General features: G+C 61.2%; 21 protein-coding genes. 16 read left to right on the top strand and 5 right to left on the bottom strand.

Going from position 1 to position 21,384, the window contains the following annotated elements; all coding sequences use genetic code 11:
• Positions 1 to 4: 4 nt before the first annotated feature.
• Complete coding sequence (locus CWO91_RS13855) at positions 5 to 700, bottom strand: hypothetical protein (RefSeq protein ID WP_130213959.1); 696 nt, start codon at positions 698 to 700, stop codon at positions 5 to 7.
• 47 nt (positions 701 to 747) lie between these two features.
• On the opposite strand from CWO91_RS13855, the gene CWO91_RS13860 reads away from it, so the two are divergent.
• The 12 genes from CWO91_RS13860 (at position 748) to CWO91_RS13910 (ending at position 9,000) form a co-directional block, all read left to right on the top strand.
• On the top strand, positions 748 to 1,125 hold the full coding sequence (locus CWO91_RS13860) for a P27 family phage terminase small subunit (RefSeq protein ID WP_130213960.1): 378 nt from the start codon (positions 748 to 750) through the stop codon (positions 1,123 to 1,125).
• Positions 1,100 to 2,728, top strand: coding sequence for a terminase large subunit (locus CWO91_RS13865; protein ID WP_245471247.1), 1,629 nt, complete (start codon positions 1,100 to 1,102; stop codon positions 2,726 to 2,728). The genes CWO91_RS13860 and CWO91_RS13865 overlap by 26 nt, the downstream gene beginning before the upstream one ends.
• Before the next feature lie 3 nt (positions 2,729 to 2,731).
• On the top strand, positions 2,732 to 3,133 hold the full coding sequence (locus CWO91_RS13870; protein WP_130213962.1) for a hypothetical protein: 402 nt from the start codon (positions 2,732 to 2,734) through the stop codon (positions 3,131 to 3,133).
• Positions 3,126 to 3,458, top strand: coding sequence for a gene transfer agent family protein (locus CWO91_RS13875; protein ID WP_130213963.1), 333 nt, complete (start codon positions 3,126 to 3,128; stop codon positions 3,456 to 3,458). Before CWO91_RS13870 ends, CWO91_RS13875 begins: the two co-directional genes overlap by 8 nt.
• Entirely contained in the window at positions 3,361 to 5,712 is a 2,352-nt protein-coding gene (locus tag CWO91_RS13880) for a hypothetical protein (RefSeq protein ID WP_130213964.1), read from the top strand. Before CWO91_RS13875 ends, CWO91_RS13880 begins: the two co-directional genes overlap by 98 nt.
• A 145-nt stretch (positions 5,713 to 5,857) precedes the next feature.
• Positions 5,858 to 6,301, top strand: a complete 444-nt coding sequence (locus CWO91_RS13885) for a hypothetical protein (RefSeq protein WP_130213965.1) — start codon at positions 5,858 to 5,860, stop codon at positions 6,299 to 6,301.
• A 592-nt stretch (positions 6,302 to 6,893) separates the two neighbouring features.
• Positions 6,894 to 7,220, top strand: a complete 327-nt coding sequence (locus tag CWO91_RS13890) for a hypothetical protein (protein WP_130213966.1) — start codon at positions 6,894 to 6,896, stop codon at positions 7,218 to 7,220.
• Positions 7,221 to 7,272: 52 nt separating this feature from the next.
• Positions 7,273 to 7,485: a hypothetical protein gene (locus CWO91_RS13895; RefSeq protein WP_130213967.1), complete on the top strand. Its 213-nt coding sequence runs from the start codon at positions 7,273 to 7,275 to the stop codon at positions 7,483 to 7,485.
• 25 nt (positions 7,486 to 7,510) lie between these two features.
• Positions 7,511 to 7,753, top strand: coding sequence for a PilZ domain-containing protein (locus tag CWO91_RS13900; RefSeq protein ID WP_130213968.1), 243 nt, complete (start codon positions 7,511 to 7,513; stop codon positions 7,751 to 7,753).
• Between the two features lie 137 nt (positions 7,754 to 7,890).
• A complete protein-coding gene (locus CWO91_RS42930) occupies positions 7,891 to 8,064 on the top strand; it encodes a hypothetical protein (protein WP_165405437.1) in 174 nt (57 codons plus the stop codon).
• A gap of 173 nt (positions 8,065 to 8,237) precedes the next feature.
• On the top strand, positions 8,238 to 8,663 hold the full coding sequence (locus tag CWO91_RS13905) for a hypothetical protein (protein ID WP_130213969.1): 426 nt from the start codon (positions 8,238 to 8,240) through the stop codon (positions 8,661 to 8,663).
• Positions 8,664 to 8,790: 127 nt separating this feature from the next.
• Positions 8,791 to 9,000: a hypothetical protein gene (locus tag CWO91_RS13910; RefSeq protein WP_130213970.1), complete on the top strand. Its 210-nt coding sequence runs from the start codon at positions 8,791 to 8,793 to the stop codon at positions 8,998 to 9,000.
• Positions 9,001 to 9,488: 488 nt separating this feature from the next.
• Here CWO91_RS13910 and CWO91_RS13920 read toward each other — a convergent pair whose 3' ends face one another.
• Positions 9,489 to 11,294 carry a site-specific integrase gene (locus tag CWO91_RS13920; protein ID WP_130213972.1) on the bottom strand — a complete coding sequence of 602 codons (1,806 nt, stop codon included), beginning with the start codon at positions 11,292 to 11,294 and terminating at the stop codon, positions 9,489 to 9,491.
• A gap of 303 nt (positions 11,295 to 11,597) precedes the next feature.
• Here CWO91_RS13920 and CWO91_RS13925 point away from each other — a divergent pair, with 303 nt between their 5' ends.
• Complete coding sequence (locus tag CWO91_RS13925) at positions 11,598 to 11,960, top strand: DUF1428 domain-containing protein (protein ID WP_165405438.1); 363 nt, start codon at positions 11,598 to 11,600, stop codon at positions 11,958 to 11,960.
• A 9-nt stretch (positions 11,961 to 11,969) separates the two neighbouring features.
• Here the strand turns inward: CWO91_RS13925 and CWO91_RS13930 are convergent, their stop codons facing one another.
• The 3 genes from CWO91_RS13930 to CWO91_RS13940 form a co-directional block, all read right to left on the bottom strand.
• Positions 11,970 to 12,539, bottom strand: coding sequence for an invasion associated locus B family protein (locus tag CWO91_RS13930; RefSeq protein ID WP_165405439.1), 570 nt, complete (start codon positions 12,537 to 12,539; stop codon positions 11,970 to 11,972).
• A gap of 63 nt (positions 12,540 to 12,602) precedes the next feature.
• The gene (locus tag CWO91_RS13935) at positions 12,603 to 15,749 is read right to left on the bottom strand and encodes a multidrug efflux RND transporter permease subunit (protein WP_130213974.1); all 3,147 of its coding nucleotides are present in this window, start codon (positions 15,747 to 15,749) and stop codon (positions 12,603 to 12,605) included.
• Positions 15,746 to 16,918: an efflux RND transporter periplasmic adaptor subunit gene (locus CWO91_RS13940; protein ID WP_130213975.1), complete on the bottom strand. Its 1,173-nt coding sequence runs from the start codon at positions 16,916 to 16,918 to the stop codon at positions 15,746 to 15,748. The genes CWO91_RS13935 and CWO91_RS13940 overlap by 4 nt, the downstream gene beginning before the upstream one ends.
• Positions 16,919 to 17,295: 377 nt before the next feature.
• Between CWO91_RS13940 and CWO91_RS13945 the strand changes: the two genes are divergently transcribed.
• The 3 genes from CWO91_RS13945 to CWO91_RS13955 all read left to right on the top strand — a co-directional run bounded on the left by CWO91_RS13945 (position 17,296) and on the right by CWO91_RS13955 (position 21,223).
• Positions 17,296 to 17,535: a hypothetical protein gene (locus CWO91_RS13945; RefSeq protein WP_025035676.1), complete on the top strand. Its 240-nt coding sequence runs from the start codon at positions 17,296 to 17,298 to the stop codon at positions 17,533 to 17,535.
• Between the two features lie 432 nt (positions 17,536 to 17,967).
• Entirely contained in the window at positions 17,968 to 20,514 is a 2,547-nt protein-coding gene (locus tag CWO91_RS13950; protein ID WP_130213976.1) for a TonB-dependent receptor, read from the top strand.
• Between the two features lie 19 nt (positions 20,515 to 20,533).
• The gene (locus CWO91_RS13955; RefSeq protein ID WP_091888537.1) at positions 20,534 to 21,223 is read left to right on the top strand and encodes a Fe2+-dependent dioxygenase; all 690 of its coding nucleotides are present in this window, start codon (positions 20,534 to 20,536) and stop codon (positions 21,221 to 21,223) included.
• Positions 21,224 to 21,384 lie beyond the last annotated feature (161 nt).

Genomic DNA, 21,384 nt, shown 5'->3' on the forward strand with positions numbered 1-21,384 from the left:
CCGATCATATTTCATCGGCATTCGGCTCACCATAAATCCGAGTGAGCCTTTCATTTTGATCCATTTCCGGCGCCATTCGCTTGATCAGTGGGGCAAGCGCGTCTGCAACCAGCGTCGCAGATTGCCAAATTTGATGCAAAGCGACGTTTGCATCTCCTACGATCCACGGCGGCTCTTTGTCATAACGCCCCCATCGGAACTGATCTTGGTCGCTAACCTCGCTAAGCGCCACCAAGTCACGAAGGCTGCTTCTCACGGCCCGAATTTCTGCCAGCGCTTCCCTGGGAAACAGATCAAGATATGTCCACGCCTCCTCCAGTTCGGGTGGCTCTTCAATCGCAAAAAGCGTGCTGCGGTCAACGATCTTGTCCTGATCAAGAGGCGGAAACATAAGTCCCGACTGCATATCGTGAGCCTTCCGTGCAAGCGCGCGGAACGCCATCTCAATCTTGAGGTAAAGCGCCAACCTGCGGCGCGAATTTTCGAGCGCGAGCACCTCGCGGTCATGTCGCACCTTCGCCGTTGCCCCCAGATAGGCAATTCCAGCGGCGAAGAGAGCCAGCAAACCAGTCGTCAGTGTTTGCCACTCCTTCAGGTGCGAAAGATCTACTGGGCCCCAAAGGCCCAGCCACGTCACTATCATCAGGATCAGAACGATCCCGACGGCACTCGCCATTCCTGCGAATCTGTCGAAGTTCACATGGGGAACTTGCCCAGCACCCTAGGATTTGTCGAGAGGGTTGCGGCATGAAGGGTCGAAAACCACAACTTGCCGCTGACGCTAACGCGCTTGATGCCTCGACCAAGCCGCCGTCGTGGTTGAGCAAGAACGCCAAGGCCGAATGGCGCCGCGTGATGCCGGAGCTTGCCAAACGCCGCATCCTCACCATCGCGGATCTTGGTTCGCTGGAGAGCTATTGCGTAGCCATGGGCAGGGTTCGGCAGTTGGAAGCGCTCTTGCGCACCGATATCGACCTGAAGCTCCTCCGCGCCCAGGACAAGAGCATGGTGACCGCGCGCCAGCTTGCGGCCGAACTCGGCTTGACCCCTGTTTCCCGCTCGCGGCCAGCCGTGCGCGACAATGACGACCAGGACGACGATGAAAACCCGCTCAACATCGTCTGACACCTATCCGCATTGGATTTTCGACAACTCGCCCATTTCCGACCCGTTCGGGTATGGCGAGCGCGCGGTGCGCTTTCTCAGGTCGCTGAAGCATCCCAAATCGACGCAGCCCAAGAGGCGCTTCCAGCTTGATCCCTGGCAGGAACGTATCGTGCGCGCGATCTATGGGCCGCGCGATGAAGCCGGCAACCGGATCATCTCGCGTGTCGTCATTCTCATTGCAAAAGGCAACAGGAAGACCTCTCTCTCGGCAGCGTTAGCGCTGCTTCACACCATCGGCCCGGAGCGCGTCTCTGGCGGCGAAGTCATCTTTGCCGCCAGCGATCGAAAGCAGGCAGGCATCGCTTTCAAGGAAGCGCGTGGCATCATCAAGGCGGACCCGAAGCACCTTGTTCCGGTGACGAAGGTCTACGACGCCTTCAACAGCGCGAAGAAGATCAGCTATCCCCGCGACGGCACCGAGTTGGAAGTGATCTCCTCCGACGCGCCGTCCCAAGACGGGCGGACGCCCAGCTTTTGCCTGGCCGATGAAATCCATTGCTGGCGCGGAACGTCACTGTGGACCGTTCTCGCCAACGGCCTGGACAAGATCGACAACAGCTTGCTCGTCATCGCCACGACTGCCGGTCGCGGACAGGACAACATCGCCCATGAGGTAATCGAGCGCGCCCGCAAGATCGCCCGCGGCGAGATCGTTGATCCTACTTGGCTGCCGGTCCTGTTCGAGTCTCCGGCAGACGTTGATTATTCCAGCGAGGAAGCTTTCCGCGGGGTGAACCCCGGCAGCGTTCATGGATATCCGTCTCTGGCCGGCTTTCGGCGGCACGTAGCAACGGCAAAAGATAGCCCCACCGAGAGGGACAGCCTTTTGCAATTCAAGTTGAACGTCTGGCTTGACCATTCGACCTCGCCCTTTGTGGACATGGCGACCTATGACAATGGCGCGGCTCCGATCGACTACGAGGCCTTGCGCGGTGCGCCGTGCTGGATTGGCGTCGATATGTCCAAGACTACCGACCTTTCATCTGTAGTCGCGTGTTTCCGAGACGGTGAAACCTACACGGTGTTGCCGCACTTCTTTTGCCCCGAGGCGGATATCCGGAAACGGGGTGACCTGGACGGCGTGAATTACACCTCTTGGGCCAAAGACGGTTTCATTACGCCGACCCCCGGCAACGTGATCGATAACGCTGCGGTCGCGGACTACATCCGTGGTCTGGCGGAGCGCTTTCAGGTCCAAGAGATCGGCTTTGACTTGGCCTATGCCCAAGCCGTCATTGCGCTATTGAGCGACGAATTCGGCGAACGTCTCGCCAGCATCAGGCAGGGTTGGGTGACGCAATCGCCCGCGCTCAACACCCTTGAGGCCGCGATCATCGGCGGCAACTTCCGCCACGGCGGCCATCCCGTGTTGCGCTGGAACTTCGCCAACGTCGCGATCCACAAGGACGCGAACGACAACCGCATCATTCACAAGAGCAAGTCGACCGATCGCATTGACGGCGTCGCCGCGACTTGGATGGCCGTGTCGCGCGCGGCCGCCGGCGAAAGCACGCGCTCGCTCTATGACCTGCCCAACGCTGTTGAGCTTCTATCCTGGTGACGCATGGCCGACAACGACGACCTCGACGCATACCTCAATTCGCTTCCCGACAAGTTCACCGAGCACCTTAGCGACGTGCTGCGGGAACAGGCATTCCGCCTTTCCGACGCTCAGCGCGAGGCCTTGCGCCAGCTCGAGCAATCACCCGAGACCGGCGCTTTGGAAGCGTCGTGCACGGTGGCCCAGGGCGAAAACGAACTTGAATACTTGGTGCAGGCCGGCGTCGACATGACGACGAAGGAAGTCCGCGATGGAAGCGGCGTCGAATACGACTACGCGCTCGCCTTCGAATTTGGGACAAGCCGCCAGCCGGCGCGGCCGTTCTTTTATTCCACCTACAACGCCATGCGCGACGACATGCAGCAAGCAATCAACGATGCAGTTAGTGAGGTTCTGAATGACTGAGACCAGCCGCGAAATCACCTGGGTAGGCGGCACCCATACCCTTGACCTGGGCCACCCCTGGGTCCGCCGCGTCATCTCATGGCGAGGTATCAACGGACAGGCGCCGGCCGCTCTGCTCGCGCGTTTCGGTGCGGATAACTACAGCCCGGAAGATGTAGAGCGCGTAATCGAGCTGGGACTGATCGGGGGCGGCATGCCGGAGCGCGAGGTTGAGGCATTGCTTGCCAATGTGCGTCGCCAGCCGATGGCTGCCGGCGTCGCGCTTGCCAGCACTGTGCTGGCGACCCTGCTTGTGGGGGGCGAAAATGTCAGCGCCGCCGCTTAGCATCCCGGTCAAGCTCAACCTCGATCAGCTGAAGGAACAGCTGCGGCAAACGTCGTCGCTCACCGGCACCGCTACGCGCCAGATCGCGAAGCAGTTCCTCGACATGAATAAGGACCTCGCCAAAGACGCGATCTTTGCGACCATGGCGCGCGGCGCCGTTGATCTCGCCGGCAAGATCGCGCTCGCGGTCGGTGCCTATAAGCTCATGACTGCCGCGATCAGCGGCGCCCGCGAGCAGATGCAACAAATGATCGATATCGCCGACAAGGCTCAAAACCTTGGCGTCTCGCCCGCATTCTTGCAGGCCTTCACCAGCGAAGCGCACAAGCTCAAGGTTGAGGCCGGCGAGCTCGAATCCGCGCTCGACCATGCCTTCCAGGCGACCAAGGACCGCTCGCCAGTCGACATTGGCGAGTGGAGCGTCGGCGAAGAAAAGATCACCGCCGTTGAGAAGGCCTTGCGTGTCTACAATGAGACGCTCGCGAAGGCGACCGGCCAACAATTGCAAGGCTTGGTCCTTTTCCGAGATGCTCAGACCCAAGAGGACAAGATCAAGGCTGTGCTCGCAGCCATGATCCAGCTCGACCAGATCGGCCAGCATGCCGCCAGCCTGGACCTTGGCGAACGCATGTTCGGCGCCCAGATCGTCGACCGCATGCGGCAAGGTAAGACCAGCGCCGAAAGCATGTTGCAAACGATCAAAGAGGCCAGCGCGAACGCGGACGGCATTTTCAGCAACGCCTTGGTTGAGCGCGCGAAGGAAGTCGACGACCAGCTCAAGCTCGCGCACCAACGTCTCTCGACCGCGCTAAAGCCGTCTTGGGATGACCTCGCCAGCGTCATGATGGACATCAAGAGCGCCTGGGCCGACGTGATCGGCTACATCGCCAAGGCGGTGGAGCTATCTAATAAGCTTCCGCGCATCCCCGGCCTGCCGGCGAGCGCGACCGACCTGGAGGCCAAGCGGGATGCACTAGCGCAGGTGAACGCCCGCCTGAACGGGACCGGCAGCGGCCTTTTCGGCAGCGTTGAGCTTCCGCCGTTGTCCATTCCCGGCATCGGGCAGGTCTACGCTGGCACCCGCGCCGACCTGGAAGCGCACCGCGACCGGCTGCAAAAGGAAATCGCGGCGCTGACTGCCAACCAGGATCAGTATGGCCCTCCGGCGCCAAGCCAGTCGCGCGGCACCGGCCCGGCGCCGACGAAGATCAGCACCGGCAGCAGCGTGGACAAGCTCGGCTCGGCTGCGGACAGCATCGAGAAGCGGACCGCCGCGTTACGGGAGGAAGCGGCCGGTCTCGACCTGTCCACCGCCGCGCGCGAGAAGAACAAGATCGCGGCCCAGCTCCAGGTCGTCGCGATGCAGGCCAACGCGGCGGCCGGCAAGGGCGAAGGCGTCGTTACGGCTGAGCAGCGCCGACGCATTGAGGAAGTCACCGAGGCTTACGCCAAGGCCACCGAAGCCATCGAAAAGGCCACGGTCGCTCAGTCGATCCGGCGGGGGCGCGAGACCTCGCTACTCGATCCCCAAGACGTGCAGATCGCCGAACAGCTTCGGGGCCTCTATCCCGACGTGTCGCAGGCCCTCAACTCGGTTGAGGCCCAAGCCACGCGCACCAACGAGGCCATGCGGTCGATCGGCAACACCATGTCGAGCAGCCTTACCACCGGCCTCGCCGACATCCTGGACGGCACGAAGAGCGTAAGCGAAGGTTTCGCCAGCATGGCAAAGAACATCGTCCGAGCGATCGAAGAGGCCGCAATCAAAATGATGATTGTGCAGCCGTTGATGCGATCGTTCGGCGGCCTATTCGGCGGAGGTGCGACTGGTAGCGTCATGGTTGGCGACTACGCCATGCCCACGTTCGCCGATGGCGGACCCGTCGCGGGACCGGGCGGACCTAGGGATGACCGGGTTTTGGCCCGATTGTCGCACGGCGAGTTCGTCGTCAATGCCGCGTCGACAGCGAAGCACCGTGCCGCGCTCGAAATGATCAACTCCGACCGCATTCCCCGGTTCGCGGACGGCGGGCTTGTCGGCGGCGCTGGCAGCACGGCCGCGCCAATGATCGCTCCCTCGAATGTCATCGCGCCGCAGATTGCCGTCACCGTGCAGGGAAGCCCTGGCATGTCGACTCAGGACCATGAGCGCATGGGCCAGACCATCGCCCAGACGGCTCAGCATCACATCCGGACTTTGATCGGACAGGAGATCAGAGCGCAAATGCGCCCGGGCGGTATCCTCCGGCGGTGACAAACCGAGCGAAGGTCTGCTCGCGGACGCTATAGAGCCCCTGAAAAACGAAAACCCCCGCCGGCGAGCGAGGGTTTTCAAAGGAGTGTCCAGTTAGACGGTGTCAACACTGACTGGACGGTCCAGACCGAAGGTTCCAAGGCCCATGTCTGAACGATCTGATTATAGCACTTCACCTCAGGTTCTCGCAGCCAATTTCAAAAAAAGCGTAGCTGCACCGACGCGGCCGAATTACGCCGAGCTGATCCGCGAGCACGCTGCGGAGAAGAAACGGCGTCGTGCGCGTAACCGGCAGCGGCGGCACCGCGCGCGACCGCGCGAAACGAGCATCGCCAAGCTTGCGACCTCGCTTCGCAAGGCGATCGCGAAGCCGCGAGGGAATAAGCAGCTCGAGCAATTGCGCAACCGCGTGGGGGAGCTCGCGAGCTTCCGCTTCCTCGCCCGGATCATCATCGCGCGGCACGGCCGCATGCCCGACGCCGATCTCGCGCGACATCTTGGCGACGGCTTCACCCGAAAGAAGGCGTGGCAATTGCGCCAGATCGTTGCCGACCTCGAAGCCGAAGGCGGGCCGTGGCACAACATCTAGCCATCAATTTCGGAATTTCTGCTGTCGCGCTCCTGGAAAACCATAGCGATCTGAATAGCTTGCGGTGGCAGGGTGGAACAGATTTTCAAGCAGGGTGGAACAGATTTAAGGCGTTCTGTTCAACCCTGTTTTCAGAAACCCTATGAAGCAAGGGGGTTTCGAAAAGCCGGTCTGTCACGCTTGCTAGAAGTAGCTAGTTGTTTGGTTGTTTAGAAAAGCGAGGGCGTAGCCCTCTAGGAAGCGTGACAGCGAAACTCGCGGTCTCCCTCGCTCCGCTCGGTCGCTTCGCTCCCGGGGGCTGCCGCCCCCGAACCCCCGCCGGGCCTGCGGCCCGGCTTTTGAGATCACGTCGCCGGAGATGGGATGCTTCCGGCTAGGAGGATACTTCCGGCCAGAGAGGGACTGCCTCTGGCCACGCTCGCCGCCTCCGGCGGCTCACTACCAACACCGGGCGGCACCTTCGACTCACCAGCGGGCTCCTAATGGGTTTCAAAAAAGGAACGGACTGCCGGATTCCGACAAGCTCCTTATCAAAGAGTTAAGTGATTCCCGTAAGACTAACGCGCATATTTTAAAGGTTTGGAGGACAACGATGTCCGAAGTGATCAATTTCCCGCGCAGGCAAGAGCCTTTTGCGCCGCATCCCGCCGTTCTTCGGATTCAAGGGCTCACCATCCTTTTAGCTGAGCTGCACGGGGCGAGCTTGCGCACCCAAGACGACATGCGTCGCGCGCTATGGATCCTCGATCTCACCAACAGGAGCGTTCAGTTAATTCTATCGGACTTCAAGGATGATCCGAATATCCAAGAGCTTATTCGGCAGGCGGAGGAACTGACGGCTTCGGTAGAGGAAGCTCGTCGCATGGTCCAGCACCTGGACGCCCCAGCTTTGCATAAGGCTGCCGCTCTCCGGAAATGACGCCGACTATCTCGACGTCTGTTTAGACAATAAGGTCGGGAGACCTGCGAGAATGAAGCTGATCGCTGCGCGGAAGTATTCGTTCCTCGACGCCCAAACTTTGAGCGAGCGCCAAGCGCGCGACACGCTTTTTCGATACGGTGAAAATTCCTTTCTGTTGCACATGACCTCGGGCGAGGAAGAGGACGACCAAATCATGTGGCTGGACAGCCGCGCAGCACTGCTCTGGATCAATCAGAGCGTTGAAGAATACGGATCAATTTAGGGCTGATGTTAGCAGCCTGAGGCCCATGGTAGAGACCCGTCGTGCACCACGCTTCCGCGTGGCCAAGCCAGCGCAGATCGAGCGTGGGGGCGATAAAATCCCCTGCGTGATCCGGAATATCTCGACGTCGGGTGCGGCACTGCAACTCTCTCATTCGACTGACCGAATACCCACCGCCTTTACATTGATCATACCAGAAGACGATCTGATGTTGCCCTGTCGTGTGGTCTGGCGGACTCCGTTCAGGATCGGCGTGACGTTCATTTGAGATTGATGGGCTCTGAACGGCACATGAAAGTCAGTCCTGACTTACAACCTTTAATTGAATAAATATCTTGACGCCACTTAACGAATATGAGTCTTATGCGATCACACCGCCAATGGTGGGGCTGAAAGGGAATACCAATGCTGATTGCTGACGACCGTTACCTCGCGCTTGTGAAGACGCTGACAGAGCTGGACCGGACGACGCAGTGCCCGTTCTCAAGTCCCAGAGATCGGCGCACCTGGATCGAAACAGAGGTTCAGCAAGCGCTGTGCGTCGCTGGCGTCTATCCGGCCAGCAGCGAAGTCGCATGACAGCCATGCAAAGATTTGCTGCGAGATCCCATATCGCGCTGACTACAGGCTCAGCGCGATAGGCAGTCACAGTCAGGGCCGTTCGCTCCTCCATGTCGTTCCCAGCCGGCGCACCCCGCCGGCTGGTTTCGTCTAGGGGGATCATCCCGACTGATGACATGGAGCAGAGCGAAATGAATACCAAAGAACTTCCGAAAGTTGAATCCGTTAGCCTACCCGATGGATGGAAAGAAGCGGGGGAAGAATCCGCCATCTCCATTACGCTTGAGGTATGGGGACGCAAGTGCAGCATGATCGTCGGCGGCGACGAGGCTTTCCGTTTTGTTGAGCAAGTCCGCGACCTGCATAAGCGCCGTCAAGCGCGGCTCCACTATTTGGAGACCACCGATGATGACGTGCAAGGGCATGTCACGATCAAACATTGCAGCAACGGCTACGTTCTCACACTTGAATATACTCTCTGCGAAATCGTGGGCGACGACGTTCTCAGGCAAGAGGCCAGACGCGATCTACGCCTATCGGTCGAGCAGATGAACGACTTCCTCGACCAGATCACATCTACGGCCTCGGAAATCGATCTGGAGGCAATCGCCGCCTGAAAGAGACCCAGCGTATACATACACGTATTGCTGACCAAAGAGGGCGCGGATCACACCGCGCCCTTTTCTTGCCCACGATCGGGCTTAGATTCCCGACAGGAGGCTCTCATCTGACGGAGATCAGGAGATGACTGACTTCGAAGTCAAACTATACGAGGTGACCCAAAAGGGCGCCGCGACGCGAGACACGATGACCGCCGAGACTGACAGCAAATCCGACGCCATCGCGAAGGCGCAAGCTTGGGCGAAGAAAGAGGCCGGCGGACGTGAGGATCTTCGCGTAAGCATCAGGTATGCGGGGGTTCTGGTCGCCGATTACAAGCTGGACTCTCTGTAGTTTTCCAGCTCTGCGATACAAAGGGCGCGGATCACACCGCGCCCCTTTCAGTTTCGGACTTGCCTAATAGTCGAGCGTCAGATAATCGTCACACTTAACTGTGACAGCGAAATTGCTAGGACGGGTAATGACATTGAATGCCGAGCGGGCGGCTAAACTGCTCCGTATGTTGTCATCAGAGCACGATGGCGAGGTTATTGCCGCCGCGCGAAAACTTTGCCAAATGGGCATTCACGATATTGCCGAGCGGGTAGAAGGTGGTGAGGAAAGGAGCGCGTCAGTTCACGCCGCTTTGAATCTCATTGCCGAGCAAACAATAAAGAGTCTTCGGGCTGAAATTCGCTCGCTAAAGAAGCAGTTAAGAGTGGGGCTAATTCGATGTGTCGTCTGCGAGACTGAATTTAGGGCGCGTCGTTCGGATGCGCTGACGTGTTCTGCGAGGTGCAGGAAGCGCCTTCAACGTCACGGCTAGGTGTGACAAAGTCCCGTCACGAATAAACGTGACCATGAATGCCATTAAAGCTGATCGCCTCAATCATCGTCACGCGATCCCGCAGCGGACCTTCCGGCAGCACACCATAGCGGCCCGTCGTGCTCGCCTTGGTATGCCCTAGCAACACGCCGTGCTGCTCATCCAGATAGCCGGCCGCGCGGAAGGCATCCGTGACATTGTGCCGAAAGCTATGGAAGTTGACGCGCCTGTCCACCTTCACGCCGACAGCCTTAAAGTAGCCATTGAAGAACTTGGAGGCATCGCCGAAATAGCCGCGCTTGTCGCGCTCCACTTCCGGAAACAATCGATGTTCGCCGCGTGCGACCATGCCGGCATGGTAATCTAGGAAGCCCAATTCGATCAGCTTGGAATGCACCGGCACCACGCGCATTGACCCTTCCGTCTTGGTCGACTTAGCAGAGCTTTCGTCGTCCTCGTCTCCAACCTCGGTGATGTGGAATATCCAAATGCCATGCAGCTGGCGGACGTCGGCCGGCAGCAACTGGCAAAGCTCACCCAGGCGCGCGCCGGAGTAAATCGCGATCAGGGGAATCCAGTAGCGCCAATCTCTGACTGCGGCATTGCCCGGCTTGTGCTCAGCACCGTCGCCAAGGCATGTTCCGAACAGCGGTGAATTGAAGATCGTCTTGAGCTGATCGCCAGTGAACGGGAAGCGGTTCTTGCGGCGTTTGTCGATCGACAGATACATGCCACTCATCACGTCATCGTCGATATACTCGTTTTGCAGCAGCCACCGCGCAAAGCTTCCCAGCGCGGCAAGATACTTGTTCGTCGTCTTTTGGCTGATCGTCGGCTTTTTGACTGTCTCGTTAGCCTCGATCACCTTGCGAAACGACATGCCTTCAAAAGCCTTGCTGTCCGCCGCCTTCACCGGCCAGCGCGCCAACTCTTGTTTCCAGTTGCGAACAGCTTTGCGCGTGATCACCGACACGTGTGACGCTTCACCGACGAACTCGGCAAAGAGCTTCACAATCTTGCGGTTCTGATCCCAGGTGTCCGGCCGCGCGTCTCCAATCCGCTCGGCTTTGAACTTGTCGTAAAGCTCCATCAGCGTTTCGCCCGGCGCGGCAATGCGTTTGCCCTGCGTGAGATCAGCCGGCACGACGATCGGATCAGAGGGGACGCCGGCCCAGTTACCGGCATCGCGTTCGGCCGCCCGCTGCAAAACCTGGATCTGTGCGCGCTGCAATCGCTGGCATAGGTCGCGATATGCCGGCGAGCCCTTGACGATCAGAAGCCTCTCGCTCTGGATCACGTCATCGGCTTTCCATTCGATCATGGCCGTCTCTCCGGAGGCGAGGTGCTTCCGTAGCTCGGCAAGCTGGATAGCCCGCCGCTCGCGGTCGAGCTTCGCGGCGTCCCTCATGACGATCAGATCAATGGTCGCGTTGAGCTGCACCAACGGGTCGCCAGACCAGGGCACGCGGCCCGCCTCGATATCGGTTGCGAGCTTGTCGGTGGCCTCACGCAGCGCCGCGGCTGTCGGCAGCGCCGCGCGCGCCCGGCCATCCTGGTCCAGCTCCGTTTCATAGTGCGACCACACCGCCGCCTGGAGATCGGCAGGGGAGGGCTCCCGGCGCTGCTCCAGATCAGCGAAGCGCGCGCGGAATGAGGCGATCACGGGCGCCGCTCTGTCGCGTGCCTGCCGGGGGTCGCTCGTCTTGAGCGACTGCCAAATCTCTTTGCGCTTGAGGACCGGCTGGAGCTTCAGGGGCACGCCAACGCGGACGTAGTAGGAGGTGCGACCTGGACGCTTTTGGATGTTCGTGGCTATCGACATTCGAGTCCTCGTAACCGTGACTCGTAACCACTACTCGTAACCGTTTTACTTTAAAAGCTGTTTTATTTCATGTGCTTATTGAAATCGTTCAATTTTTTCTGGGGGTCCTCAGGGTCCAGGTTCCCCAGCCAGTTCCGGCGCTCTTTCCCAGACATAAACCTTCGGCATCTGCGCGGCAGGTACGACAGTTCGTTGGCGCCACACGCGCTCGCGACCGTTTGCCTCATCTGAAAAATCGCGTTTCCGGGTCGGATCTGCGCGCACTCCGTCGTCCTTGAGTTACACAACTCAAGGAGATCCGTGATGCCCTACGTCGATGGTTTCGTACTGGCCGTGCCGAAGGAGAAGATCGAGGCCTACAAGGCGCTGGCAACGACCGCCTGCGCGCTCTGGCTGGAGCACGGCGCGCTCGACTATGTCGAATGCATCGGTGACGACGTTCCCTACGGCGAGCTCACCTCGTTTCCGCGCGCGGTCATGGCGAAGGAGGACGAGATCGTGGTCTTCTCCTGGATCGTCTACCGCGACCGGGAGACCCGCGATGCCGTCAACAAGAAGGTGATGGCGGACCCGCGGCTGAAAATGGACGGCATGCCGTTCGACGGCAAGCGCATGATCTATGGCGGCTTCACGACGCTGCTTCGGGCAGGCGACATCGCGACCTGACGGTGCCCGTTACTTGATCTTGTCGTAGGCCGCCGCGAAATCGTTGAGCGGCATCGGGATCGCGATCGTCTCCTTGGCCATGTTCTGGAAGGAGACCTTCAACTGCTTGCCCGACCTCAAGGCGGCCAGCAGGTCCGGCGCGACCGGCGTCGAGGCGTAGCAGCCGCGGTTCTCGCAGGTCTGGATCTGGAGATCGAACGCCTTGCCCTCGTCGACCTGGAGCTTAGCGCCGACGGGCAGGTTGAGGCCGAGTGGCAATTGCAGCAGCGCAATCGGTGTGCGGGTGTCAGGCGCGATGCGGATGTTGATCAGGATGACGGTCTGGCCGGTCTTGGTCAGCACCGCGTTCTGCTCCATCGCGCATTCGAGCGGCGCCTCGCGGCTTGCGCTGGTGCAGCGCACGATCCAGCCGGGCTGCCCCGGAGCGCCGTCCGCCTGTGCTTGCGTCGGAGCAGGCGTGGGCTGCGTGGCCGGGGCAGGAGAAGCGGCGTTCTTCTTGGCGCCCTGCTGGGCATGTGCGGCGCTGGTCGACAGCAGGACAGCGGCGGCGAGGGCGACAAGTCTGGATTGCATGAGCATGGCGAAACCGCGTTAGCTTGAATCGAGGTCTCGCTGTAGCGTCGCGGAAGGCGCGGCGCAAGCTTACTCGGCGGCTTGCTTGATGCTGCGGTGCTCGGCCGCCTCGTCGCCTTCGCCGTCACCCGAACGGCCCCAACCCGAGAACCAGTTGTTGAGCTCGTCGAGATAGAGATAAACCACCGGCGTGGTGAACAGCGTCAGCGCCTGGCTGACGATCAGGCCGCCGACCATGGCGTAGCCGAGCGGTTGGCGGATCTCGGCGCCGGTGCCGTGGCCGAGCATCAGCGGCACGCCGCCCAGCAGCGCGGCCATCGTCGTCATCATGATCGGGCGGAAGCGCAGCAGCGCGGCCTGGCGGATCGATTCAGCCGGCGTCTTGTGCTCGTCGCGCTCGGCGGCGATCGCGAAGTCGACCATCATGATGCCGTTCTTCTTCACGATGCCGATCAGAAGGATGATGCCGATCAGCGCGATCAGGCTGAAGTCGAAGCCGGCCGCCATCAGGATCGCGAGCGCGCCGACGCCGGCCGAGGGCAGGGTCGACAGGATCGTGATCGGATGGATGTAGCTCTCGTAGAGGATGCCGAGGATCAGGTAGACCACGACGAGCGCAGCGAGGATCAACAGCGGCACGGTGCCGAGCGATTGCTGGAACGCCTGCGCGGTGCCCTGGAAGCTCGAATTCAGTGTCGGCGGCGCGCCGAGCTCGGCCATCGCCCGCTGCACGGCCTCAGTTGCCTGGCCGAGCGCGACGCCTTGCGCGAGGTTGAAGCTGATCGTGATCGCCGGGAACTGACCCTGATGGCTGATCGAGAGCGGGCGGACCGGATCGGTGGTCCATGTCGCGAAGGTCGACAGCGGCACCTGTTCGCCGGTCAGCGGCGACTTCAGATAGAGCTTGTTCAGGCTGTCGAGATCGCCCTGCATCTCCGGCAGGATCTCGAGGATCACCTTGTAGGTGTTGAGCTGGGTGAAATACTGCGTGACCTGCCGTTGGCCGAAGGCGTCATATAGCGTGTCGTCGATCATCTGCGGCTGGATGCCGTAGCGCGAGGCGGTGTCGCGGTTGATCTTGAGCTGCACCGTCGTGCCCTGCGTCTGCTGGTCGGTCGCGACGTCGCGCAGCTCCGGCAGCGTCTGCATTTTGGCGAGGATCTTTGGCGCCCAGTCGTTGAGCTCGGCGAGGTCGGCGTCCTGCAGGGTGAACTCGAACTGCGTGCGGGTCGGTCGGCCGCCGAGCCGGACGTCCTGGGCCGCCTGCATGTAGAGGCGTGCGCCCTCGACCTTGTCGAACTGCGGACGCAGGCGCGCGATGATCTGCTGAGCCGAGGCCTCGCGCATGTCGCGAGGCTTGAGCGTGATGTACAGGGCGCCGTTGTTGCCGGCACGTCCGCTGCCGCCGATCGCCATGGCAACGCTGGCAACATCGGGATCGGCCAGGATGATCTTGCCGAGCTGCTCCTGGCGTCTGACCATCTCCTTGAACGAAATGTCCTGCGAGGCTTCGGACGTGGCCGTGATCAGGCCGACGTCCTGTTGCGGGAAGAAGCCCTTCGGGATCAGGACGAACAGATAGATCGACAGTCCGAGCGTGGCGAAGAAGATCGCGAGCGTGGTGCGGCGCCACGCCAGGGCGTGGTCGAGCACATATTCGTAACCGCGCAGCATCCCGTCGAAGGCGCGCTCGCTCCATTGGTAGAACTTGCCGTGGGTCACTTCGCCATGCGCGCGCAGGAAGCGCGAGGCCATCATCGGCGTCAGCGTCAGCGACACGAACATCGAGACGAAGATGGTCATCGCCAGCACCACGGCGAATTCGCGGAACAGGCGCCCGATGATGCCCCCCATCAGCAGCAGGGGGATCAGCACCGCGACCAGCGAGATGCTGATCGAGACGATGGTGAAACCGATTTCCTTGGAGCCCTTGAAGGCGGCCGCGAGCGGGGATTCGCCTTCCTCGATGTAGCGGGTGATGTTCTCGAGCATCACGATGGCGTCATCGACCACGAATCCGACCGCAATGGTGAGCGCCATCAGCGACAGATTGTCGAGCGAATAGCCGGCCACCCACATCAAGGCGCACGCGCCCAATAGCGCCAATGGCACCGTGACCGTGGGGATGACCGTCGCCCAGAAGCTGCGCAGGAAGATGAAGATGACCATGACCACGAGCGCGATGGTCAGCAGCAGCGTGAACTGGACGTCCTCGACCGCGGCACGGATTGTCGTGGTGCGGTCACTGATCAGCTCGATCTTGATTGCGGGCGGAATGGCGGCCACCAGCCGGGGCAGGGTGGCCTTGATCCGGTCGACAGTCTCGATGACGTTGGCACCGGGCTGCTTGAAGATCACCAGGAACACGCCGCGCTTGCCGTTGGCCCAGGCCGCCTGCTTGGCGTCTTCAGCGCCGCTGACGGCCTGGCCGATGTCGCGGATTCGCAAGGGGCCGCCATTGCGATAGGCGATGATGACGTCGTTCCAGTCCTTGGCGTGGGTGAGCTGGTCGTTGGCGTAGATCGTGTAGGCGCGCTTGGGCCCGTCGATATTGCCTTTGGGGCTGTCGACCGTAGTGATGGCGATCTGGCTGCGAACGTCCTCCATCGACAGGCCCTTGGCGACGAGTTTCGCCGGGTCGATCTGAACGCGGATGGACGGCTTCTGCTGGCCGCCGATGAAGACCTGCGCGACGCCGGAGAGCTGGCTGATCTGCTGGGCGAGCTGGGCGTCGACGGCGTCACTGACGCTGGTCAGCGGCAGTGTTTCGGAGGTCGCCGACAGCAGCAGGATCGGGGCGTCCGCCGGGTTGACCTTGCGGTAGGTCGGCGGCGAGGGCAGGTTCTTCGGCAGCTGACCGCTGGCGGCGTTGATGGCACCCTGAACGTCGTTGGCCGCGCCGTCGATGCTGCGATTGAGGTCGAACTGGATGGTGATCGACGCCGTGCCCAGATAGCTGGTCGAGGTCATCTGGGCGATGCCGGGGATCTGGGCGAATTGCCGCTCGAGCGGCTGCGCCACCGACGAGGCCATCGTCTCGGGGCTGCCGCCCGGAAGGTTGGCGGTGATCTGGATGGTCGGGAAGTCCACCTGCGGCAGCGGCGCGACCGGCAGCAGGGGGTAGGCGACGAGGCCGACGAAGAGGATGCCGGCCATCAGCAGCGAGGTGCCGATGGGATAACGGATGAAGGGTGCCGAAATCCCGCCCGCGATCATTCGTGTCGAACCTTGTTCTGGGCCGGATCCGAGCTCGCCACCGCTGTCGAGACGAGGCTTCCAGGCTGCACCTTGAACTGACCGCCGGTGATGACCTGCTGCCCGGGCGTGAGGCCTTCATCGATGACCGAACGTCCATCGATGCCATAGCTGACCTTGATCTTGTGCACTTCGGCCTTGTTGTCCTGATTGACGGTATAGGCGTACAGGCCGTTGGTCGAATGCTGGACCGCATCATCGGGAACCACGGTCGCATCCTTCAGCGTCCGCACCAGAAGACGCGTCGAAACCGACTGGCCCGGCCACAGCGTGTGGTCCTTGTTGTCGAACACCGCCTTGAGCCGAATAGTCCCGCTGGTCGTGTCGACCTGGTTGTTGATGACCGCGAGCTTGCCTTCGGCCAGCGTCTTCTTGCCGTCGGTGGTGAAGGCGATCACCTTGAGCGCGCCGCCCTGCTGGCCTTCGGTGATATAGGGGAGCTGGTCTTCCGGTGCCGTGAAGATCACGGCGATCGGCTCGACCTGCGAGATCGTAACGATGCCGGTCTGCGTCGAGGCGTTGACGATGTTGCCGATGTCGACCTGGCGCAGCCCTGCGACGCCCGTGATCGGCGCCTTGATCTGCGTGTAGTCGAGTTGGGTCTGGGCGTTGGCGATTGCCGCTTCGTCGGCGGCGATCTGGGCGGTGAGCTGGGCGACAGTGGAGCGCTGGGTATCGACCCGCTGTGCGGTCGCGAATTCGCCGAGTCTCATGGCGCGCTGCAGTTCGAGATTGGCGTTGGCGAGGTTCGCCTCGTCCTGCGCTTTCTTGGCCTTGGCCTGATCGAGCGCGGCTTGATAGGGGCGGGGATCGATCGAGACCAGAAGCTCGCCCTGCTGGACGATCTGGCCCTCGCGGAAGGCGAGCTTGTCGATCTGACCATCCACCCGGCTGCGGACTTGGACGGTGTTGAAGCCCTGAACCGTGCCGAGACCGGTCAGGTAGACCGGGAAGTCCGTCTTCTGAACCGGCGCAACGCTGACGGGAACGGCCTGCGGGCGAGGCGGAGCCTTCTGGGCCGTCTGGGTTTTTCCGGTCGCGGGCGAGCCGAATTTCTGCCAACCATAGTAACTCGCGGAGGCCACGGCCGCGATGATGAGAATCCAGAGGATCGGCCGTGTTTTTTTCATATCGGCTCGGCGGCGCTCGTGCCCCCAAGCTACGAATTATGGGGCAATCATAGGGTTCCAGCGCGCTTGTATAATACACGCCAAGTTCCAGTGTAAACAGCACTATCAGTTGAGAATCCTAAACAATTGGAAAGCTTTGCACCGCATGCAGCAGTCTGGCGCGGCGGTGTGCAATGCCTGCATTTTCAGGGTTCGAACGATCTGCGTGCGAACCCTGTACATGCCCGCAAACCGTGTGGGCGGCACTGAGAGGCGCCGCGCGGAAGACCACCACGCCGGTGCGTTACGAGAATGGTTCTAAATCGCGCAGAGGCCGTTTCGATTGTCAGGAAAATCAGCATCGGTCATATCGGCGCCGCCACAAATGGAGCGCAGGGATGGACGAATTGAACGGCAAGCTGATCGCGTGTCAGATTCTGATCACGGGGCTGATCGCACGCGTCGCCAACGAGCAGCGCGATCCCTTGCGCTTCCTCACCGACTTTCGCGACGAGATCAAAGCCGTCGTCAACGGCGTCAACATCGCCGGCATGGACAATACCGATCGCGTGCGCGCGGTCGCGCAGAAAACCGTCGACGAATTGTTCTCGCTGATGAAGCCGCCGAGCAGCGACTGAGTGAGTGCCGGCGGGGCCGTACACGTTTTCTGCGATGCGCTGGCTGCGCGAGATCGAATGCTCGAACATCGAAGTCTGCACGCAGTCCGATCTGGACAAATTGAAATGTGCGGACGGATCAGTCGCATTGACCAGATTTTGCCCGAGCGATAGCACCGCCCTGTTGTTCGCATCCCCGTCTCCGTCAAGCACATCAATGATGTGTCGACGCAGCAGCGGCGCGATCACAGCAATCAAGAAGCAGATTAGAACGCTTCAAGTTTAGAACCGTTTGAAACTGCAGACCTCGACGAGATTAGAATTGCTTTGAAATGGACGGATTCAGCCGGAGTGTTGCTCTGCTCTCGTTGACCCCCATTAATGCTCCCGCTAGCACCGTTGCGTCGCGTTGTCGCAATGCGACCAATCGTCGTTGAGGAAGTGGGGCGTGAAATGGGGAATGTTAGGTCACCGCGGTCATTGCGTTCGGCTGCGTTGAGAAAGTCGGTTGACAACAATTTCGAAGCTGCTGGCAAGACGGTTTCCGCCGTTGCAAGCCTGATCGCTGTCGCGACGGTGTCGAGCGGCGCAGAGGCGCAGCAGTCGAACCTGCCGCCGGTGACGGTCGATGCTCCGGTGCAGCGTCCGCGTCCGGTGGCCTCGAAGCCTTCGCCGGAGCAGGTCCGCGCCCGCAACGCGCTTCGCCGCGCCGCGCAGCGCCAGCAGGCCCAACAGACGGCTCCCGTCACCCCGTCGGGTCCCGCCGACGCAAATCCCTATGCGGATCCGGCTGCGCCCTACAAGGTCGATCACGTGCAGGCCGGCGGCAAATTCCCGGAGAAGCTGGTCGACACTCCCAAGTCGATCACGGTTCTCAGCAAGGAAGTCCTCGAGGACAAGAACGCCACGACGCTGAAGCAGGCGATCCTCAGCACGGCCGGCGTGACGCTCGGCTCGGGCGAGGGCGGCAACGCGTTCGGCGACCGCTTCTTCATCCGTGGCTTCGACGCGCGCAACGACATCTTCATCGACGGTGTTCGTGACTCCGGCGTCAGCGTGCGTGAAAACTTCTTCACCGAGCAGGTCGAGATCCTGCGCGGTCCCGGCTCGACTTTTTCCGGCCGCGGTGTCGCCGGTGGCGCGATCAACATCGTCACCAAGCAGGCGGCGACGGAAAAGAGCTTCTACAACATGGACACGACGTTTGGCACCGACCAGACCAAGCGTGTCACCCTCGACGTCAACCAGGTGATCGACCCGACGCTCGCCGTTCGTGTCGGCGGCCTGTTTCAGGATGCCAATGTCGCTGGCCGCGACTACGTCACCGACAACCGGAACGGCGCCTTCGTCGCCACGACCTGGAAGCCGACCGACACGATCAAGGTCACCGGCAACTACATCCACACCGAACTGACCGGTCTTCCGGACTTCGGCGTGCCCTATTATCGGCCGAGCATCGCGTCCACCGCTGGCGGTCCGTTCCCGGATTTCGGAGCGAGCCGCAAGAACTGGTACGGTTTCGTCAATCGCGATTTCTTCCGGACCGGCCAGGACATCGGCACGATCAACGCGGAAGTGCAGATCACCCCCGATCTGATGATCAGCAACAAGTTTCGCGCGTCGCGTTCGACCCAAAACTACATCGGAACGCTGCCGGAAGCGCCCTCGCTGAAGGACCCGCTCTCAGCTTCGACGCTGACGTCCAACCCGCAGAGCCGTTTTCAGATCACCGACGTGCTCGCCAACCAGACGGAGGCGACCTACAAGTTCCTGGACGGGGCGGGGTTCAAGCATACTGCGCTTGCGGGTATTGAGGTCGATCGTGAGCGGTCGTCGATCGACAGGTATCTTGGGCTGACCTCGGAGGCCACCGGCATTCCCTCGAGCCCATCGGGCTCGCCGACCAACACCAGCGTCTTCTTTCCTCAGAACACGTATCTGCCCTTCGGAATCCCATCGCTTTCAGGTTTGCCGACCAAGATCGGCATCGACACCGTCAGCGGCTACGTTATGGATAGCGCGAACTACCATGACCTGCTGATCCTCAACGGCGGTTTTCGCTACGACAATTACAAGATCAACACGTCGGGATACGGAACGATCGGTGGGGTGAGCCGGTTTGGCCAGCAATCCGCCGAGTTCCTGATTCCGAATTTCAATCTCGGCCTCACGCTCAAGCCGCTGCCGAACGGCAGCGTCTACGTGGCGTATGCGACCTCAGCCAATCCCGTCGGTGCCGAGTTCGATGGGACCAGCACAGCCTATGGCGGTCTCACGCCGGTCCTCAACGGCAATCCGAACCAGATTTTCGGGCCGGAAAAGAACAAGGCGATCGAGGTCGGCACGAAATGGGAGTTGTTCGACCGTCACCTGTTGCTGACGGCGGCGCTGTTCCAGACTGAAAAGGAGAACGCACGCGAGTCGCAGAATATCACTGCGGCGACGGCAACTGCGACCTGTCCTTATCCAGTGACCGTTCCAGCGACCACCGGCACGGTGCCTTGTATCACGGCCGGTGCCGCCTACCGCATCCGCGGTATCGATCTCGGCGTCGGTGGCAAGATCACCGACAGATGGAGTGTGTTCGGCGGTCTCGTTCTGATGCAGTCGGAAGTGACGCAGTCGCTGGCGCCGTCGGCCAACAAGACACTGTATCCGACCAATGTCGGGCGTCCGCTCGCCAATATCGCGCACGAGTCGTTCAGCCTGCTGTCGAAATATCAGCTCAACGACACCTGGGAACTGGGCGGGCAGGCGGTATACCGTTCCAAGATCTATGGCGGCACTTTGCTCGCGGCCAATCAGGGCACGTCGCTGCCGAGCTACTGGCGCTTCGACGCGTTCGCGGAGGCGAAGCTCGATCAGCATTGGAAGCTCAAGCTGTTCGTGAACAACATCTTCGACAAGCGCTACTACGACGCGCTGTACCAAAGCGCAGCACCGTTCGTGCTGGAGGCACCGGGCCGTGCCGCCTATGTGGTGCTCTCCGCGCGCTACTGATGGAGCAACAACGAGTTTCATGCTGACATGCATAGAAAACGTTCTCAGCAAGGATGATGTGGCGGATTTCCGCCGCATCATGGACGCCAGCGATTGGGAGGACGGCCGCTCCACCGCCGGCGCGCAGTCGGCCATGGTCAAGCGCAACGAGCAATTGCCGCCGGACAGCGAGGTCGCGCGCAAGCTCGGCAACCGCATCATCTCGGCGCTGACGTCGAACCCGCGCTTCATCGCGGCGGCGATCCCGCTCCAGATCTTCCCGCCGCTGTTCAACCGCTATGCGGCGAGCAGCGGCCACCATTTCGGCCTGCATGTCGACAATGCGATCCGTGGCGACCGCCTGACCGGCCTTCGCATCCGCACAGACCTGTCGGTCACGCTGTTCCTCGCCGAGCCGGATGAGTACGACGGTGGCGAACTTGTGATCGAGGACAGTTACGGTTCGCACGAAGTCAAGTTGCCAGCCGGCGACTGCGTGCTCTATCCCTCGACCAGCCTCCATCTGGTCACGCCGGTGACGAGGGGAACGCGGGTTGCGTCTTTCTTCTGGCTCCAGAGCATGATACGGGACGATCAAGCCCGGAGCATGATCTTTGACCTCGACACCGCGATTCAGGCGCTGGTGGAACGGCTCGGGCGTGACGATCCCGAAACGGTCAAATTGACGGGTATCTATCACAACCTCATTCGCTACTGGGCCGAAGTATGAAGACCAAGACCTTCCAAGCAAGCCTTGTCGCCGCCGCGATGCTGGCGGCCGCCTGGCTCGCATCCCCTGCTTCGGCCCAGACACAAACATCGCCGGCACCGGCGCAATCGCTGGCTCAGCCGGTCCCGGCCGGTCCGGCTCCCGCGGCGCCAGCGGCCACC

Source organism: Bradyrhizobium genosp. SA-3 (assembly GCF_004212635.1).
Classification (GTDB): Bacteria; Pseudomonadota; Alphaproteobacteria; order Rhizobiales; family Xanthobacteraceae; genus Bradyrhizobium.